The sequence below is a fragment of the Streptomyces canus genome (assembly GCF_030815415.1).
Classification (GTDB): Bacteria; Actinomycetota; Actinomycetes; order Streptomycetales; family Streptomycetaceae; genus Streptomyces; species Streptomyces canus_F.
Genome location: NZ_JAUSWW010000001.1, coordinates 1326181 through 1343990, shown reverse-complemented (window position 1 = coordinate 1343990; position 17810 = coordinate 1326181). Strand labels below are relative to the sequence as shown.

Genomic DNA, 17810 nt, shown 5'->3' with positions numbered 1-17810 from the left:
CACGGCCAGGGGGCACGGACCGGCCGGTCCGTGCCCCCTGGCGTTGTACGCGGGTCGGCTATGAGGCGTCCAGCACCGTGCCTGTCAGCACCGGACGGTCCGGCAGCGGCTCGGCGTCGTCGTCGGTGAGCGCGAGGCGCAGCGACTCGGTCGGCTCGGCCAACTGGTCCTGGATCGTCACGACATCGAAGTCGGCGCTCGTGCTCCCGGCCGGGATGTTGGTCCACACCCACAGGTTCGCCCGGGACAGCGGCCGCTCCGGATCCGGCACGTCACCGGCGTAGTCCATCAGCCACTGCGGGTCCACGTCCTTCGTGGACAGCTCGGCCCCGTCCGTGACCGGCAGCACCCGCACCGGCTGCCAGATGTCCACGGCCGCGGGCTCGGCCAGCGACAACCGCCACTTGAGCGTCTCGCCCTCGCGCACCCGGTCGGCGACCGGGGTCAGGGTGATCACCGGCTCGGGGTCGTCGTTCTCGACGGTGATCCCGCCGCGGTGGGCTCCCACGACGGCGCCCCGCACCGCCTTCACCGCGATGTCGTGCTGCACGTCGTAGCCGAAGGTGGTGTCGCCCTTGACCTCGACCGGCACGTCGACGGGATTGCTGCCCGGCTTCACCGTGACCAGCTTCTCCGTGGCGGCACCCGAGTCCGGGTCGAGGACGTACACCCGGACCTGGCCGCTGCCGTGCCCGGAGACCCGCACCGGGATCCGGTAGGTGACCGTGCCCGAGTCGCCCTCCTTGACGACCGTGCGGCCGACGTCGACGCGCGGAAGTGCCGCCGCCTTGACCGCCGGGGTGCCGGGGGCCCAGCCCCAGGCGTCCATCAGCCAGGCCTGTCCGGAGCCCGAACGCGGGGTGACCTCAAGGGACTTGACGTGCTTGAGGTCGAGCCCCGCCCGGGTGGCGGCGGTCAGCGGCACGCGTACCTCGCGCGCCCAGTAGGAGGAGGTGCGATCCGAGCCCGGCAGGCCGTCCACCTGGACGCGGCCGAGGTCGGCCCTGCGGCCGGCGGTGTCGGTGACGGACACGTCGAGCTTGGTGCCGGTGGTGTTCGGCGGGACGAAGACCCGCAGCGCGAGCTTCTTCGAACCGGCCAGCGACAGCGGCTTCGCCGGGGTGATCCGCGCCGCCGTACCGGGCGCCGACCACTTCAGGTCGACCGCGCGGCGGCCGGTCTCCCGTCCGGTCTCCCACCAGGCGAAGTGCGGCGAGGAGCCCACCGTCTCCGGAGGCAGACAGGACACGGCGGGGTCGGGATCGATCGCCTCGCACAGCCGGGCGCCGGTCACCTTCACCGGACCGTCGGGCAGGAAGCCGCCGGCGCGCCGACCGCCGACCGCGTGGGTCAGCACCCGGGCCGGGTCGGCGGACGGAGCCCGCTTGCCGGAGCCGTCGAGCAGCGGGCGCACCCGGTCGTCCCCGGAGAGGAACAGCCGGGCGGCGGTCGCGATGTAGGTGGCGCCCGCCTTGTGCTGCTGGTCGGCGGTCAGCCTGGTCGCGGTGCCCGGCTCGCACACCGGGTCGGGCCGCTCCTCGTCCTTCCAGAAGTCGTCCCAGGCGGGCGCCTCGGCCTGGCCCGGGGTCCACTCGCTGTTGAAGTAGTTGTGGTTGGCGCCGACCATGTAGACCGCGCTGTGCAGGGCGCCGCCCCGGCTGATCCCGCGCGTCCCGTCGGTGTAGACCTCGCCCTGGAGGTCCGACACATCGCCGTCGCAGCCCGGCAGCAGCGTCACGGACGGCACGTCCGCCACCGGATTCTGGCCGAAGATCGTCGGTCCGATGAGCACGGTGCCGCGCACCTTCCAGCGCACCGGGCCCCGGTAGCCGTCCTGGGCCGCGGGCGGCGGATAGAGGCTGTCCATGGCGGCCCGGTTGACGCCCTCGCCGCCGCGGGAGTGCCCGACGAGCAGGACGCGGGAGAGATCGGCCTTCGCGCCCTGGCGCACGGCGGCCGGGGCGGTGCCCGGCCGGGCGGTCCAGTCGGCCCAGTGGGCGAGGTGCTGCCGCACCAGCGAGGAGCGCGCCTGGGCGCCGGCGTCATCGGCCCCCGCGTCCTGGGCGTTGATGCCGTTCGCCGAGATCGACACCGTCACATAGCCCTGGGAGGCGAGGAGTTGCTGGTCGCGCTCGTAACCCCGGTAGCTGGGGATCGACTTGTAGCCGTCCGGGCAGGGCCAGTCACCGGTCACGTCGTCCTCGGCGCCCGGCTTGTAGCAGGTGGAGTGGCGGCCGTGCAGGAAGAGCGCGAGCGGACGGGCGCCCGTGGCGCCCTTGGGGGCCACGACCTCGGCGCGCATCTCGATCGGGGTCTCGTAGCCCGGCAGGCGTACCGGGTCGAGCTCGTACTCCCCGCTGACCGTGCGGTAGGACCCGGGCTTCCCGGGGTCGACGGAGTTCGCGGGCAGCGCGGCGGACTGCTTCGGAGTGACCCGGGAGGCCTTGCCCCGGTCGTCGTCGGAGGCGTCCAATCGCCGTCCCCCGGCCGTCACCTGAAGGGACGTCAGCCCGCTGGTGGTGGCTTCCGCGAGGTTCAGCCGGAAGGTCCGGCCGTCCTTCGCCGGCTGCGGCACGCCGAGCAGCCGCTCCCCGGCCCGGAACTCGACGCGCGCGTCCCCCATGGGTACGGGCTGGGGAGCGCGCCAGACGAGCTCGCGGGCCGCTCCTTCGCCGTCGATCCGCCATCCCGGCGGCAGTCCGTTCTCGTCACTCGCACTCAACGTCCCCGTATCGGGCGGCTGTTGAGCCTGTACCGGTCCGGGCGAGCCCGCCAGGGCCGCCAGCACCGCCACGGCGGTCACACATATTCGCCGGGCACGGATCAAGGTTCACTCCTCAAAACCCAGAGCGCAGACGTCCCGTCGGTCCCGGAAAGCCTCTCGCGTCACAAAGGACGGGCGAGAAGCGTCTGTGGGTTGTCTGTGAGGAGGGACGAGTGGGGGCCGAGGGATGTGATCAAGCCAGCGGAGCGCACACAGGACTGGCGCGCCGTACGACGGGATAGGCCCCCACAATGAGCCGAACTCCCTTTCTCCGCGCGGCAGTCGTCGGCACCGGTCACCGCGCCCAGCTGTACACCCGGGGCCTCGCCGCCCGCCCGGGCCACCGGGTCGCCGCCCTGTGCGATCCCAGCCCGACCCGGATGGCCTTCCACAACCGGCTGCTGGCCGAGGCCGGCGAAAGCGCCGCCACCCAGTGGGAACCCGAGCGCTTCACCGACCTGCTGGCGAAAGAGGACATCGACGAGGTCGTCGTCACCACCGTCGACGCGGCCCACGACCACTACATCGTCCCCGCCCTGAAAGCGGGCTGCCGCGTGGTCACCGAGAAACCGATGACCGTCGACGCGGACCGCTGCGCCCGCATCCTGGACACCGTCCGGGAGACCGGCAACTCCCTGACCGTCGCCTTCAACTACCGGTTCAACCCCGTGCACGAGAAGGTGCGCGCCCTGCTCGCCGAGGGCGCGATCGGCGAGGTCGTCTCCGTCCATTTCGAGTGGCTCCTCGACACCCGCCACGGCGCCGACTACTTCCGCCGCTGGCACCGGGACAAGCCCAGCAGCGGCGGGCTGATGGTGCACAAGTCGAGCCATCACTTCGACCTGGTCAACTGGTGGCTCGCCGACGTACCGCACGAGGTCTTCGGCTACGGACGACTCGCCTTCTACGGCAGTGCGGCGGGCGAGCGCCACGGGCTGCGCCGCGACTACGAGCGGGCCCATGGCGCCGCCCCGGCCGCCGGCGACCCTTTCGCCCTGGACCTGGCGGCCGACGACACCCTGCGCGCCCTCTACCTGGACGCCGAGCAGGACGACGGCTACGTCCGGGACCGCAACGTCTTCGGCGAGCCCGTCACCATCGAGGACGACATGGCGGTCCTGATCCGCTACACGCGGGGCGCGACGATGACGTACCACCTCACCGCCTACTCCCCGTGGGAGGGCTACCGGGTCATGTTCAACGGCAGCGCCGGGCGGCTGGAACTCGAGGTCGAGGAGAGCCGCTGGCAGCGGCCGTCGACGCGGATCACCTCCGGCACCGGAGCGGTGCACGGGGACGCGGCCGCGGAGCACGTCGGGGGTGCGCGGCTCGTCCTGCGGCCGCTGTGGGAGCCGCCGGTCGAGGTACCGCTGGTCACCGCGCACGAGGCGCACGGTGGGGGAGACCCGCGGATGCTGGACGCGCTCTTCGGCCCCGTGGACGCGGACACGGTGCCGGGGGAGGGGGCGCATCCGACGGCCACGGAGCGCGACGGGGCCCTCGCACTGGCCGTCGGGCTCGCCGCCAACCGGTGCTTCGAGACGGGGCGGCCCGTGGCCGTGCGGGCGCTGATCCGTGGGGTGTGGGACGACTGAGCTGCTGCGCGGGGTGGTCTGGTGGGTCGGGTGGGTCGGTTGACCAGGAGATCCGACCGGGAACGGCGGAGCGGCCCGGCCCGTCAGCTCCAGGCGCGGTAGGGCTCGTCGATCAGCTGGAAGACGGGCTCGCCGCGCACCGGGTCCTTGGCCGCGGACAGCCGAACCCGGTCCCCGCTGTGGATGCCGATGAGCGGGCCCATGACCCGGCCACGTACGACGAACCCCTCGGCCATCTCGATCATGGACACATTGCGCGCGGCGGGGGTGTTGCGGTGCACCACCGAGGAGTGACGGACGATCCCGACGCCCTCGCTGCGCTCCGTGCGCAGGTCGCTGCCCTGGCAGACCGGACACAGCAGCCGGTGGTACATCGCGGTGCCGCACCAGGTGCAGCGCTGGAACTGCATGGCGTCGGATGCCGGGGCCGGGGCTTCGAGCAGGCCCGCTGCGGAGCCGGATCCCTGACGGACAACGCTGGCTGAGTGGTGGTACACGCTGGTCAACTCCCTGCGTTCGGGCGGAATCCCACATGCCCGGTTAGCTGTGCCACCGTGCACGCCAACAATGTATGGCACTGAGTGCCACCCGTAAAGGTACTGCGTACCCTGAATTTTTCGGCGGTTCCTTCGGGGGGTCGGCCGGGGATCAGTCCTCGCCGAGCGTCGCCTCGATCTCCTGGACGACCCGCCACAGGGGCGCCCCGCGCCGGGAGACGAGGACCACGACGTCCTCGGTGCGCTCGGCGTCGGAGGGTGGCGCGCCGAACGCGGAGCGGACGTACCCGAGCGCGTGGTCCATCTCCGTGCCCACATCGCCCTCGCCGTCCGAGCGCAGCCAGGAACGCAGGGCGTTGTTGTGCGCCGCGGCGACGGCAGCCGCGGCCACGTCGGCCTGGAGGGCCCCGTCGCGCCGCCCGGCGAGCCGCCCGCGGAGGTACTCGGCGAAGGCACGCTCGTACCGCCACACCACGGAGAGCTCGTAGGCGCGCAGCCCGGGGACCTGCTTGGTGAGCCGATAGCGCTGCACCGAGAAGGCCGGGTTCTCGGTGTACATCCGCAGCACCAACCGGACCGCGTCGCAGACCCGCTGCACCGGCTCGTCCGCGTCGTCGCCGGCGGCGAGGAAGGCCGTCACGTCGGCCAGGCAGCCCTCGTGGTCGGGGAAGACCACGTCCTCCTTGGAGGGGAAGTAGCGGAAGAACGACCGTCGCCCGACCCCGGCGAGCGTCACGATGTCGTCGACCGTGGTCTGCTCGTACCCCCGTTCCGTGAACAGCTGGAAAGCGGCCGCGATCAGGGCGTCCCGCATGGGCGGCTTGGTGGGGGCCGCTTCCGTCTTCTCGCTCATGGACGGGAACGTAGCACCGGAGCGGCATGGACAGCACTCAGTGCACTCTCCTGGGGAACTGAGTGCCGCAAGGCAGGGACGATCGACCGTATTGATCAGAAGTGATCGATACGATTGTGGGCGTAGAGTGAGCGATTCGGGATCACGCTCCGCGTGGGTCCGTAGATCGTCCGTCCGGCCTCGCCCCAGGGGGATTCCATGAGACTGCACGTCGACCAGCGCCATGAACGGGTACTCGAACTGGTCCGGCAGCGGGGCAGCCTCCGGGTCGCCGAACTCGCCGCCGAACTCGGGGTCTCGGCGGTCACCCTGCGGCGCGACGTGGAGGCGCTGGCGGCGCAGGGCCGGGTGCAGCGGCTGCACGGTGCGGTGGTGTGGCCGGGGGAGGGGGCGGTCGAGGTACGGGAGCGGGCGGAGGGTGCTGAGGGCGTCGTGGTCGGAATGATCGTTCCGACCACGAACTACATCTTCGCCGACATCGTCCGCGGCGCCCGGGAGGCCGTCGCCGCGCAGGGAGCACGGCTCGTGCTCGGGGTGACCGGATACGTCGACGCCGAGGACGCCGTCCAGGCCGAGCACCTGGTGGCGGGCGGAGCCGAGGGGCTGCTGGTCGCGCCCAGCTGGTTCGGCGGGGTACCCGTCGACGGCCAGGAGAAGTGGCTGCTGGAACGCGGTGTACCGGCCGTTCTGGTGGAGCGCTCCGCGCCGCCCGCGAACCCGGCGGCGGTGCTCGACCGGGTGCGCACCGACCGGGCGCACGGGGCCGCGGTCGCCGTGAGTCACTTCGCCTCGCTCGGACACCGCAAGGTCACCGCCGTGTTGCAGGACGGCCCGCACGCCGTGCAGATCTCGGCGGGCTTCCGGGCGGCGGTGCAGTCCCTGGGGCTCGACGTCGACACGGCCGCCCCGAGCGTGCGTGAGCACGGCGACTACGAGGCGAGCGTCGATTACCTGGTCGAAGCGGTGAAGAAGCGCGGTGTCACCGCGGCACTGGTGCACAGCGACGAGGACGCGATCGTGCTCGTGCCCCGACTCCAGGCGTGCGGCATCCGCGTCCCGGACGACCTGGCGCTGATCGCCTACGACGACGAGGTGGCCGGCCTCTCCGACGTGCCGCTCACCGCCGTCGCGCCCCCCAAGCGCTCGGTGGGGGAACTGGCCGCTCGGCTGCTGCTCCAGCGGCTCGCGGAGCGCAGGAGCGGTCAGCAGCCGGGTCCGCGTCAACACCTCGATCTGCTCCCGGAGTTGAGGATTCGCTCCTCTTGCGGTGGCGATTCCTCGGCGGGTTGAAGCTGACTGATCGATCGATGAGCGTTGTGCGATCATTTTGATTGTCTTGCGCGAACGCTCTTGACTCCGATCGTGTGCGCACAAAAGATGTCCTCCGACCGCCTCTTTCCGTACGAGGTCTCGTAGGAGACGTACATGACGCGCACTTCACGTTCGTTCCGCACCGCAGCCGCCGCCGTCGCAGCCCTGGGCCTGTTCGCCACCGCCTGCGGCGGCGACGGTGACACGTCCGACTCCGCGTCCGACGGCAAGCCGGTCACCCTGGACTACTGGACCTGGACACTCGGCGCCAAGTCGACCGTCGAGGCGTTCAACAGGACCCACAAGGACATCCGGGTCAAGTTCACCGAGATACCGAGCGGCACCGAGGGCTACAGCAAGATGGCCAACGCGGTGAAGGCGGGCAACGCGCCCGACGTGGCCACGATCGAGTACCAGATGGTCCCCGAGTTCGCGAGCCAGGGGAACCTGATCGATCTGACCGAATACGCCGGTGAAACGGTCAAGTCGAAGTTCCCGGAGTCCATCCAGAGTCTCGTGACCTTCGGCGGCAAGACCTGGACCGTCCCGTACGACGCGGGGCCGCAGCTGTACTACTACCGGACCGACCTCTTCGAGAAGTACGGCATCGAAGTGCCCAAGACCTGGGACGAGTTCAAGACGGTCGCGGAGAAGGTCAAGGAGGAGGACAAGAACGTCCGCCTGGCCTCCATGCCCAAGAGCGACCCGGCACTGCTGGCCGCGCTGTCCTGGCAGGCCGGCGGCAAGTGGTTCGCCACCGAGGGCGACGCGTGGAAGGCCGGCGTGAACGACGCCGACACCAAGAAGGTCGCCGCCTACTGGGACGGTCTGGTCAAGGACGACCTCGTCCAGACCTTCACCGGCTGGAGCCCCGAGGAGACCAAGGCCCGCGCTTCCGGCAAGACCCTCTCCTTCCTCGGCGCCTCCTGGTCCGCGGGCGGCATGAAGACCTCGATGCCCGACCTCTCCGGCAAGTGGGCCGCCGCGCCGATGCCCAACTGGGGCACCGCCGCCAGCGGCAACTACGGCGGCACCTCCTACGGTGTCCTCAAGGGCAGCGACCAAGCCGAGGCCGCGGCCGAGTTCATCACCTGGCTCACCACCGACAAGGCCGGCGTCGAGGCCCGGCTCGCCGACCTGGAATCACCCAGCAGCGCCCTCCCGGCCAACCCGGAGATGCGTGAGGTGGCGGCCGCCAAGTTCGACACCGCGTACCTGAACGGCCAGGACCTCTACGCGCTCGCCTCCGAGCAGGTCGACACCATCGTGCCCGGCTGGACCTGGGGCCCGAACCAGATGGACGTCTACACCGCCGTCCAGGACGCCACCGCCAAGTCCGGCTTCACGGCGGGCGTCGACGCGGGCCAGGAGAAGGCGGAGTCCGGCATCACGGAACGCGGCCTCAAGCTCGCGAAGTAGCGGACCGGGGCGACGGCGACCGCGTCAGCAGCCGTCCCGCCCGGGACAGGCCCACCGGACGCACCGCGCGACGGACCGGACCCACCTGGACCGAAACGCCCGCCCCTCCCCACCTCACGCACCCCATCAGGCATGGAGCCGCACCCAAACCCGCGCCACGGCCCCGCCACGTACGGCACCGACTGCACCCACCGGCCACTCCAGGCAGTGACTGCACCGACCCGTTCCCCTCCGGCACCGACTACACCGTCTGGCCACGGGCCCGGTCACTCCAGGCACTCAGCTGCACCGGCCCGGTCGGCTTCAGTACCGACCGCAGCCTCCGGCCACGGGCCCGGCCACTTCAGGCGCTGGGCTGCACCGGCCCGTTCGCCTCCGGCACCGACTACACCGTCTGGCCACGGGCCCGGTCACTCCAGGCACTCAGCTGTACCGGCTCGCCGCCCTCTGCACTGACTACATCCTCCGGCACCGGCCTGGTCGTTCCAGGCACTGCCTCCACCGACCCGGTCGCCTCCGGCACCTACTACACCCCGGCCCACCGGCCTCGCCGCCTCCAGCACCGGCGCCGCCCGCAAGCCCCGCCCTCAAGCCCCGCTCCGGTCAACCGTCGGTCCCGGCCGACCGGCCGTACTCGCTCCGCCAGGCCTCTCGTCCGCGCCCCCCTCGCATAAGCCCCACCCACCCCGCCGTCAAGGAGCCCCCGTGGCACTCTCCTCCGCCCGAACCGCGAGCCGGTCGGCCGTGCGTCGGCCCCCGGGCCGGTCGCCGGGCGTCTCGAAGCTGCGCCGGAGTCAGCGTCGTACCGCCGCGCTCTTCATCGTTCCGTTCTTCGTCCTGTTCGCCGCGGTGATGGCGGCGCCCATCGGCTACGCGGTGTGGATGAGCCTGTTCCAGGAGCGGTCCTCGGGACTCGGCTTCGGCGGCACCGAGCGCGTCTTCGCCGGCTTCGCCAACTACGCCAACGCCCTGGGCGACGCCGGGTTCCGGAGCGGCTTCGCGCACATCGCGCTCTACTGCGCCCTCTACATCCCGGTGATGATCGGCGGCTCGCTGGCCCTCGCACTCCTCGTCGACTCCGCCCTCGCCCGCGCCAAGCGCTTCTTCCAACTCGCCCTGTTCCTGCCGCACGCCATCCCCGGACTGATCGCTTCGATCATCTGGATCTATCTGTACACCCCGGGTCTGAGCCCGGTGATCGACGGGATCGGCGCGCTCGGTGGTTCCTGGGACTTCTACAGCAACGACCATGTGCTCGCGTCGATGGTCAACCTGTGCGCATGGCAGTGGATGGGCTACAACATGGTCATCTTCTACGCCGCCCTCCAGGCCGTTCCGCGCGAAGTGATCGAGGCGGCCGTCGTGGACGGAGCCGGCGCCCTCCGCACCGCGCTCCAGATCAAGGTGCCGATGATCGCCTCCGCGGTCGTCATGACCGTTCTGTTCACCTGCGTCGGCGCGATCCAGATCTTCACCGAGCCGAAACTCCTGGGCCAGCGGGGCGCGCCCTCCATCGACACGGAGTGGTCGCCCACCCTCTTCATCTGGAAGGCGGGCTTCGTCCAGCACGACTACGGTCTGGCCGCCGCCGCGTCCCTGATGCTCGCCGCGCTCGGCGTGGCCCTCTCCTACCTCGTCACCCGGCTCGGTAACCGGTGGAAGGCGGCCACGTCATGAGCACCCTCACCCACGACACCGCACCCGCCACCCGGCAGGAGGCCGGCCCCCGCACCCCCGCGCACGCTCGCCGCCGCAGCTCCGCGGGCACCCTCCTGTCCAGGGGCGCCGTCAACGGCATCCTGCTCGTCGCCGCGTTCTACACGCTCATGCCGGTCAGCTGGCTGCTGTTCGCCGCCACCAAGAACCACCGCGACCTCTTCGCCACCTCCGGCTTCGCGTTCGGCGACTTCAACCTCTTCGCGAACCTCGAGCGCCTCTTCACCTTCAACGACGGCATCTATCTGCGCTGGTTCGGCAACAGCGTCCTCTACTCCGTGGTCGGTTCCGCCGCTTCCACGTTCCTGTGCGTCGCCACCGGCTACGCCTTCGACAAGTACGACTTCAAGGGCAAGGAGAAGCTCTTCGGCCTGGTGCTCGGCGGCGTCCTCGTCCCCACCACGGTCATCCAGCTGCCGATGTACCTCCTCGCCACCAAGGCGGGCGTCGTCAACACGTACTGGGCGCTGCTCCTGCCCGCCCTCGTCAACCCCTTCGGTGTCTATCTCGCCCGCGTCTTCTCGGAGGGCTACGTACCGAACGAGGTCCTGGAGGCGGCCCGGGTCGACGGAGCCGGCGAACTGGGCATGTTCGCGCGGATCTCCCTGCCCATGCTGGCCCCGGGCTTCATGACGATCTTCCTGTTCTCGTTCACCGCGAGCTGGAACAACTTCTTCGGTGCCCTCGTCATGCTCAACGACGACAAGCTCTACCCGGTCAACCTGGGTCTGTTCATGTGGAACAGCACCACCGCGCAGCAGCCCGAGTTCTACTCGCTCGTCATCACGGGCTCCCTCGTCGCCGTCGCCCCGCTGATCGTCGCGTTCGTCTGCCTGCAGCGCTTCTGGCGCTCCGGCCTGACCGCCGGCGCCGTCAAGTGAGGCCGCCCGCCCCGGAAGGCACCCTCCTGAACAGCATCCACCCGTCGGCCGCGCTGCCCCGCCCGCTCACCCTGCTCGCCATGGGCGCCACCATCCACCAGCGGCTCCTGACCGAAGGCGGCCTCGACCGGCTCCCCTCCGTCGCCCGCGTCGACACGGCCACGGTCGTCACCGACCTCACCACCGCCGACGCCCGTCAACTCGCCGTGGCCGAGGTCCTCTTCACCCACTGGGGCGCACCGGAGCTCACCGAGGAGGCCCTGCACCGGCTGCCACGGCTGCGTGCGGTCGTGCACGCGGCCGGCTCGGTCAAGCACCACGTCACCGACGCCGTCTGGCGACGCGGCATCGCGGTCTCCTCCGCGGCCGCCGCCAACGCCCTGCCGGTGGCCGAATTCACCCTGGCCGCCATCCTGTTCGCGAACAAGCGCGTCCTGGAGGTGGCCCGCGGCTACGCCACCGCCCGCGCCCGGCCCGACCTGCTGCCGTACTTCAGCGGTCACGGCAACTACCACCGCACGGTCGGTATCGTCGGCGCCTCCCGCATCGGACGCCGGGTCATCGAGCTGCTGCGCCCGCACGACCTCGACGTACTCCTGCACGACCCGTACGTCGACGAACAGCGGGCCCGCGCCCTCGGAGTGGAGCCGGTCGGTCTCGACGAACTCGTCAGCCGCAGCGACGTGGTCTCCATCCACGCGCCCCAACTCCCCGAGACGCGGCACATGTTCGACTCCCGCCGCATCGCACTGCTCAGGGACGGCGCCACGCTGATCAACACCGCGCGGGGCTCCCTCGTCGACACCGCCGCCCTCACCGAGCACCTGGTCACCGGCCGGGTCCACGCCGTCCTCGACGTCACGGAACCGGACGTGCCGCCCGCCGACTCGCCCCTGTACACGCTGCCCAACGTGCTGCTCACCCCGCACATGGCCGGCTCGCTCGGCAACGAGCTGCACCGGATGACCGACTGGGCCATCGACGAGGTCTCCCGGTACGCGCAAGGCTTGCCGTTCGCCCACGAGGTCGGGTCCGAGGAACTGTCGCGCTCGGCCTGAACACCCCACACCCGAAGGGACATCCCGTGCAGGATCGTGTTCTGGTCGTCGGTATCGACGGCGTACGCCTCGACGTACTGCGGCGCCTGCCCACCCCGCACCTCGACGCTCTGGCGGCCGACGGCTTCCTGACCCCCGTCGAGGTGGACGCGGACACCCCGACCATGTCGGGCCCGTGCTGGGCGACCGTCGTCACCGGCGTGTCGGTGGCCAAGCACGGGGTGTGGAGCAACAACTTCACCGGCCACCGGCTCGACGTCTTCCCCGACTTCGCCACCCGCCTCGCCGAGAAGGACGGCAGCCGCACGTTCGTGGCCGCCGGCTGGCAGCCCCTGATGCAGGTCCGCAGCGGCGGCCCGCTCTTCCGGGCCCCGTCCCGGTCCGTCTACATCGCGCCGGCCGAGGACACCCCGCCGGCCTGGGAGGAGTGCGACGAGCAGATCACCACGGCGGCCGCGCGCGTGCTCGGCGAGGAGGACATGCGGGCGTCGTTCGTCTACCTCGGCGCGCCCGACGAGACGGCGCACTTCCTGGGCTGCGGCGAGGAGTACGAGACCTCGATACGGCAGGCCGACGACCGCCTCGGCCGACTGCTGGCGGCGGTGCGTTCCCGGCCTTCGTACGCCGACGAGCGCTGGACCGTCCTCGTCGTCACCGACCACGGCCATGCCGACGCGGGCGGCCACGGCGGCCGTACGACCGAGGAGCGCACGGCGTGGCTGATCGCGGCCGGCCCGGGCATCGGCGCGCCGCCACCCGTCGTGCGCCATGTGGATGTCGCGGCCCAGGCGCTGGTCTCCGTGGGCCGTCATCCGGACCGGCACTGGTCGCTGGACGGCCGCCCCTTCGCCGCCCGCCCGCACGCCGTTCTCCTCGACATGGACGGCACCCTCGTCGACACCGAGTCGCTGTGGCTGCGCACGGTCCGCGAGACCGCACCCGACGTCGACGTGACCCACGTCCTGGGCCGCTCGGTCGCCGACACCGCCGCCCACCTGCACACACGCACCGGCGCCGACCCGCGGACCCTCGCCGCCGACCTGGAGGCGCGCTTCCTGGCGGCCGTCCGGCAGGAGGCCACCCCGCTGCCGGGAGCCCTCGACCTCCTGGACCTCCTCGCGGAGTCCGGCATCCCCGCGGCCCTGGTCTCCGCCTCCTCGCGCCCCGTCGTGGACGCGGCCCTCGACGTGCTGGGCGCCCACCGCTTCCGTACGACGGTCGCCGAAGGCGAGACGCCCCGCACCAAGCCCGCCTCGGACCCCTATCGCGCGGCGGCCCGTGCGCTCGGCGTCGACCCGGCGGCCTGCCTCGCGGTGGAGGACTCACCCACCGGCGTGAGGGCGGCCGAGGCGGCGGGGTGCCGGGTGCTCGCCGTCCCCTCGTACGCGTCGATCGATCCCGCGCCCCGGCGGACCGTGCTCCCCGACCTGAAGGGAATCGGCCCCGGGGAACTGTGGACGGCGGGACTGTGACCGCGCGGAGCGCACGGACCTCGCGGGATCCCGCAGGCCGGAATTTGGTGCGACCAAGACGTGCCGCATACGATCACCCCTCGCTGTAACCGCCGAGGAGACCCGCATGCCCCGCATCCTGTACGTCACCGACCTGGCCTACGAGGCTCGCGGGCGCCGGTACTGCGACGAGGACATCTTCCTCACCTCACGACTGCGCGAGGACTTCGAGCTCGCCCTGTGCGACCCGCGGGACGCGGCGGCGTTGATGGAGGCCTTCGACGCCGTCGTCGTCCGCAACAGCGGGCCCGTCCTCACCTACCAGGACGCCTACGACGCCTTCCGCGAGCGGGCGACCGCGACCGGGGCCCGCGTCTACAACCCCTTGTCCGGCAAGGCCGACATGGCGGGCAAGCAGTATCTGCTCGACCTGAGCGCGGCGGGCTACCCGGTGATCCCCACGGTCGACGACGTCGACGACCTGCACCGGCTGCCGCGGACGGACCGGTACGTCGTCAAGCCGAAGCTCGGTGCCGACTCGATGGGCCTGGAGATCGTGACCGGCGACCGTGTGCGCGACCTCGTCGGCGAGGGCGTTCTGGTCCAGCCGTGCATCGACTTCGCCTACGAGGTGTCCTTCTACTTCGTCGACCACGACTTCCAGTACGCGTTGTACGCGCCGCACCCTGACCGGCGCTGGCAGCTGGAACCGTACGAACCCACCGACGACGACCTCGTGTTCGCCCGCCGGTTCATCGACTGGAACGCCATCGGCCACGGCATCCAGCGCGTCGACGCCTGCCGTGCGCCCGGAGGCGAGCTGCTGTTGGTCGAGCTGGAGGACCTGAACCCCTATCTGTCCCTGGACGCGCTGGGCGACGGCGGCAGGGACGCCTTCGTGGCGGCGATGAAGGCGTCCCTGCACCGGTTCCTCGGGGCGTGAGGAGTCACCCCAGCCTGACGGTGATCTTCTGCGTGGCACCGGCCGACGTGGTCATGTCCCCGAAGACCAGCTGAAGCGCGGATCCCGTGGTCGCCGAGGTCACCGTGGACGGCTTCGACACCACCGCGGACACCGCCCGGTTCCAGGTGAGGGTCAGGCTCGTGTTCATCCGCTTCGGATCGCTGACGCAGATCACCGCGGTGCCGTCGCTCCTCTCGGTGATCATCACGGAGCACGGATCGCTCGCGACGAGGCTTCCGGCCGTGCCGCCGGACCAGAAGTTGACGCCGGTGAAGCCCAGCGAGGGAACGGACACGCCCTGCTGGTCGTCGGTGTTGGCGAGGACGGTGAGCCAGGTCGTGGCGGCGGCCCGCGCCCGGGTCTGGGCGGCCGTGGCGCCCGGCATGAGGAGACAGGCGTAGGTGCCGTTCGTCGGGTCGGTGCCGTGGTCGACGTACACCGTCAGGTACCTGCGGTGGAGGACCGTCGTGGAGCCGCCCTTGTTGACGGCGCTCCAGGTGCCCTCGCGCGCGTCGCGCAGCGCCCGGACGGTCGCGCCGCCGGGGAAGACATAGCCGCCCATGCCGCCGAGGTGCGCCCAGGTCGCGCCGGTGAGCGTCTCGGACCAGGGATAGGCGACCGGCTTGACGATGCCGTCGACGGTGAAGGAGTGGCCGCCGGTGGGGCCGAGGTTGCGGTTCTCGATCGTCGACTCCACGGTCGTGCCGTCGGTGCACCTGATGCCGGCACCGAGACACAGGATCGAGTCGTCCAGACAGAACCACGACTTCTTCGCCAGGAGCGTGGACTGAAGTCCCTTGAGGTACTGGCCGATCGCGGCCCGCTGTCCGTCCGTTGCGCCGCCCACCCAGTTCACGTCCGGCAGGGAGGCGCCCCAGTCGCCGCCGGCCGCGTCCGCGAGCACCCGGCGCGAGGCGGTCGTGCCGGGCAGCCGGTACGGGTCGACGGTGGGCCAGAAGGCGTCGCTGTACTGGCCGTTGGCGTAGGTGTCGCCCCACCAGTAGAGCATTCCGGAACCGGTGTGCCAGCCGCGCAGGTTCTCGCCGTTGCCGGTCTCGTAGTGGGTGATGCGCCGGTCGGCCATGCTGATCGACGCGGCCCAGCCGGGTCTGCGGTGGGTGGCCCGCGCCATGTTGGTGAACAGGCGGTGGGCGGTCGGCTCGGCGAGCGCGGTGACGGACGTGTCGTCCAGGACGTCCTTGAGCCGGGCCAGGCTCGTCAGGCCGAGGGAGGGGTTGCTCATCGGCGGGCTGTAGTAGTCCCGCTGCATCCAGCCCTTGACCAGGCCGCGCCAGCGGGCGTTCTCGGTGCTGCTCGCGCCCTGTCCGAGGAGCACGATCGACGCGAGGATCGGATGACCGCGCAGGTGATCGTCCTGCTGTATCTGCTTCGGGTCGGACGCGGACAGGCCCCGGCTGATCGCCCGGCCGGACACCCCGTCCATCACGAGTCCGTTGTAGAGGAAGGGCGCCCACGCGTTCTCCACGGCGTCGAACACGATCTGCCGGTTCGTGTCGGTGACCGCCCAGCTCGAACCGGTGAGCAGCGCGAACAGCATCCCGAGGCCGCCGAGCATGACCGAACCGTACGAGCCGGTGTACGGCACGGTCGTGTGCTGGATGAACGAGCCGTCGGTGTAGAGACCGTCGCCGCCGCTCACGTACGGGAAGACGGGGGAGAGGGCGTCGCGGGCCAGCGCGACCTTCGCGGACGAACCGCCGACGATGCCGCGCAGCGCCAGCACCCGGCACAGGTCGACGCGGTTGGCCCCGGTGCTGGTGCCGGTGTAGCTCGCGACGGCCGAGTCGGGCACGAAGTGGTCCACGGCGGCGACGTAGTCGGCGATCTGTGTCGCCGAGAGCTGGTCGTACATCAGCACGCACACGTCGAGCAGGGCCTGCGGTGCGCCGATCTGCCAGCTGTACCAGTTGCCGTAGCGGGTCCGTCCGGCGTTGTAGACGTCGGAGTGCAGGTGGTCGAGGCCGGTGAGGACGGCGGTCCTCAGCGTCGTGTCGCCGGTCAGCCCCGTGCCTTGCTGGCGGTACGCCTGCGCGAGCGTGCTCAGTCGGTTGTAACTCGCGTTCATGTTGCCCGAGTAGCCGTACGACTCCTGGTCGGTGTCGGGCTCCGGGTCGGCGTACACCAGATCCGGCCACAGTGAACCGGGCACCGGCGCCATGGAGGCCTGCAACTGGGCCGCGGTGGTACCCAGTTCGGTGAGCCGGCTTCTGAACGGCTCGGCGGTGGGACTGAACCCCTCGCCGAGGAGCAGGGTGCGCCACTTCGCCCGCAGCGTCGTGAACTCGTCCGCCTCCGCTGCCTGGAGGACGGACGCGGGGGTTGCGCTCGACTGGGCCGGGAGCCCGACAGCGACAGCGGTACCGGTGCTTGCGGCCAGAAAGCCGCGGCGTGACCAACGAGTCGTCATGACGGCGGTTTCTAGCACAGTATCGATCAAACGCTCAATAGCTCACACCAAGCTGAGCGTATCGATCGTTTGTCGGTGGGTGGATCCGCTGAACTCACCGGGCCGTGGCCGCGTATCACTCCGCGAGGGGACGGACCCGGCCCCTGGGTACGGGACGGAAGGAGAGCGAGATGCCGACACCCCCCGAGCGCGGTCAGCCGCGGGACCCCCTGCCCCTGGAACCGATCCGGGTGCTGCGCCCCCGTCGCACCGACGCCCTGGCGGAACTCTTCAGGGAACCGCCGCAGGAGAGCACCCGCTACGAGTCCGTGGTGATGCCGCGACGGCTGTCCGGCACCGAGGACGAGACACAGGAACTGCCGCCCGTCCCCGCCGGCGACGGCGCCCGCCCCTTCGGCTTCGGCCCCGGCCTGCGGCGCGCCGCCATCGTGGTCGGCGTGAGCGCGGCGGCGCTCATCGGCTTCGGCTGCGCCCTCCTGCTGCCGGGCCGCGGCGACGCCACCGCGGCGCCCCCGCCGTCCGCCACACCGACTCCCTCCGCCGCGACCACCCCGGCCGTCACCGACCCCGACGGGCCCGGCACCCTGCGCGAAGGTGCCAGCGGCCCCGAGGTGACCGACCTTCAGCAACGCCTGCTGCGTATCCCGAACGTCTACGAGAACGGCTCCACCAGCGGGACCTACGATGCCGTCCTCACCGAGGCCGTGGCCCGCTTCCAGGTCTGGTACGGCATCCGGGGCGACGAGACCGGCGTGTACGGCGATGACACCCGGCTCGCACTGGAGTCTCGTACGGGCTGACCTCTCGAACGGCGGGTAACACAAGGGGAAAGAGCTCGGGACCCTGCGGCGACGGGCCTCACGATGGACGCAC

13 protein-coding genes are annotated in these 17810 nt (G+C 71.2%); 9 read left to right on the top strand and 4 right to left on the bottom strand.

What is annotated here, in order from left to right; genetic code table 11:
- Positions 1 to 58 precede the first annotated feature (58 nt).
- Positions 59 to 2827 (bottom strand): hypothetical protein, encoded by a 2769-nt coding sequence (locus QF037_RS06265; protein WP_307022650.1) that lies wholly within the window; start codon positions 2825 to 2827, stop codon positions 59 to 61.
- Positions 2828 to 3015: 188 nt separating this feature from the next.
- On the opposite strand from QF037_RS06265, the gene QF037_RS06260 reads away from it, so the two are divergent.
- Positions 3016 to 4359: a Gfo/Idh/MocA family protein gene (locus QF037_RS06260; RefSeq protein WP_307022648.1), complete on the top strand. Its 1344-nt coding sequence runs from the start codon at positions 3016 to 3018 to the stop codon at positions 4357 to 4359.
- 83 nt (positions 4360 to 4442) lie between these two features.
- Here the strand turns inward: QF037_RS06260 and QF037_RS06255 are convergent, their stop codons facing one another.
- Positions 4443 to 4856 (bottom strand): Zn-ribbon domain-containing OB-fold protein, encoded by a 414-nt coding sequence (locus QF037_RS06255; protein ID WP_307022646.1) that lies wholly within the window; start codon positions 4854 to 4856, stop codon positions 4443 to 4445.
- A 151-nt stretch (positions 4857 to 5007) separates the two neighbouring features.
- Complete coding sequence (locus QF037_RS06250; protein WP_373463672.1) at positions 5008 to 5709, bottom strand: TetR family transcriptional regulator; 702 nt, start codon at positions 5707 to 5709, stop codon at positions 5008 to 5010.
- A gap of 198 nt (positions 5710 to 5907) precedes the next feature.
- Here QF037_RS06250 and QF037_RS06245 point away from each other — a divergent pair, with 198 nt between their 5' ends.
- The 7 genes from QF037_RS06245 to QF037_RS06215 all read left to right on the top strand — a co-directional run bounded on the left by QF037_RS06245 (position 5908) and on the right by QF037_RS06215 (position 14488).
- Positions 5908 to 6999, top strand: coding sequence for a substrate-binding domain-containing protein (locus QF037_RS06245; protein ID WP_307022644.1), 1092 nt, complete (start codon positions 5908 to 5910; stop codon positions 6997 to 6999).
- Positions 7000 to 7134: 135 nt separating this feature from the next.
- Positions 7135 to 8439 carry an ABC transporter substrate-binding protein gene (locus QF037_RS06240; protein ID WP_307022642.1) on the top strand — a complete coding sequence of 435 codons (1305 nt, stop codon included), beginning with the start codon at positions 7135 to 7137 and terminating at the stop codon, positions 8437 to 8439.
- 852 nt (positions 8440 to 9291) lie between these two features.
- A complete protein-coding gene (locus QF037_RS06235) occupies positions 9292 to 10116 on the top strand; it encodes a carbohydrate ABC transporter permease (protein WP_373463944.1) in 825 nt (274 codons plus the stop codon).
- A complete protein-coding gene (locus QF037_RS06230; protein ID WP_307022638.1) occupies positions 10113 to 11036 on the top strand; it encodes a carbohydrate ABC transporter permease in 924 nt (307 codons plus the stop codon). The genes QF037_RS06235 and QF037_RS06230 overlap by 4 nt, the downstream gene beginning before the upstream one ends.
- Positions 11037 to 11116: 80 nt before the next feature.
- Entirely contained in the window at positions 11117 to 12094 is a 978-nt protein-coding gene (locus tag QF037_RS06225; protein ID WP_307037016.1) for a hydroxyacid dehydrogenase, read from the top strand.
- A gap of 26 nt (positions 12095 to 12120) precedes the next feature.
- Positions 12121 to 13566, top strand: coding sequence for an HAD-IA family hydrolase (locus tag QF037_RS06220; protein ID WP_307022636.1), 1446 nt, complete (start codon positions 12121 to 12123; stop codon positions 13564 to 13566).
- A gap of 106 nt (positions 13567 to 13672) precedes the next feature.
- Positions 13673 to 14488 carry a hypothetical protein gene (locus QF037_RS06215; protein ID WP_307022634.1) on the top strand — a complete coding sequence of 272 codons (816 nt, stop codon included), beginning with the start codon at positions 13673 to 13675 and terminating at the stop codon, positions 14486 to 14488.
- Between the two features lie 4 nt (positions 14489 to 14492).
- Here the strand turns inward: QF037_RS06215 and QF037_RS06210 are convergent, their stop codons facing one another.
- Positions 14493 to 16937, bottom strand: coding sequence for a polysaccharide lyase 8 family protein (locus QF037_RS06210; RefSeq protein WP_307022632.1), 2445 nt, complete (start codon positions 16935 to 16937; stop codon positions 14493 to 14495).
- A 170-nt stretch (positions 16938 to 17107) separates the two neighbouring features.
- Here QF037_RS06210 and QF037_RS06205 point away from each other — a divergent pair, with 170 nt between their 5' ends.
- Positions 17108 to 17737, top strand: coding sequence for a peptidoglycan-binding domain-containing protein (locus QF037_RS06205; RefSeq protein WP_307022630.1), 630 nt, complete (start codon positions 17108 to 17110; stop codon positions 17735 to 17737).
- Positions 17738 to 17810 lie beyond the last annotated feature (73 nt).

Bases quoted from the DNA above. Each gene is read 5' to 3' on its own strand.
- QF037_RS06260 (WP_307022648.1), top strand. From the start codon at position 3,016: ATGAGCCGAACTCCCTTTCTCCGCGCGGCAGTCGTCGGCACCGGTCAC.
- QF037_RS06230 (WP_307022638.1), top strand. From the start codon at position 10,113: ATGAGCACCCTCACCCACGACACCGCACCCGCCACCCGGCAGGAGGCC.
- QF037_RS06240 (WP_307022642.1), top strand. From the start codon at position 7,135: ATGACGCGCACTTCACGTTCGTTCCGCACCGCAGCCGCCGCCGTCGCA.
- QF037_RS06210 (WP_307022632.1), bottom strand. From the start codon at position 16,937: ATGACGACTCGTTGGTCACGCCGCGGCTTTCTGGCCGCAAGCACCGGT.
- QF037_RS06235 (WP_373463944.1), top strand. From the start codon at position 9,292: ATGGCGGCGCCCATCGGCTACGCGGTGTGGATGAGCCTGTTCCAGGAG.
- QF037_RS06250 (WP_373463672.1), bottom strand. From the start codon at position 5,709: ATGAGCGAGAAGACGGAAGCGGCCCCCACCAAGCCGCCCATGCGGGAC.
- QF037_RS06245 (WP_307022644.1), top strand. From the start codon at position 5,908: ATGAGACTGCACGTCGACCAGCGCCATGAACGGGTACTCGAACTGGTC.
- QF037_RS06225 (WP_307037016.1), top strand. From the start codon at position 11,117: ATGGGCGCCACCATCCACCAGCGGCTCCTGACCGAAGGCGGCCTCGAC.
- QF037_RS06215 (WP_307022634.1), top strand. From the start codon at position 13,673: ATGCCCCGCATCCTGTACGTCACCGACCTGGCCTACGAGGCTCGCGGG.
- QF037_RS06205 (WP_307022630.1), top strand. From the start codon at position 17,108: ATGCCGACACCCCCCGAGCGCGGTCAGCCGCGGGACCCCCTGCCCCTG.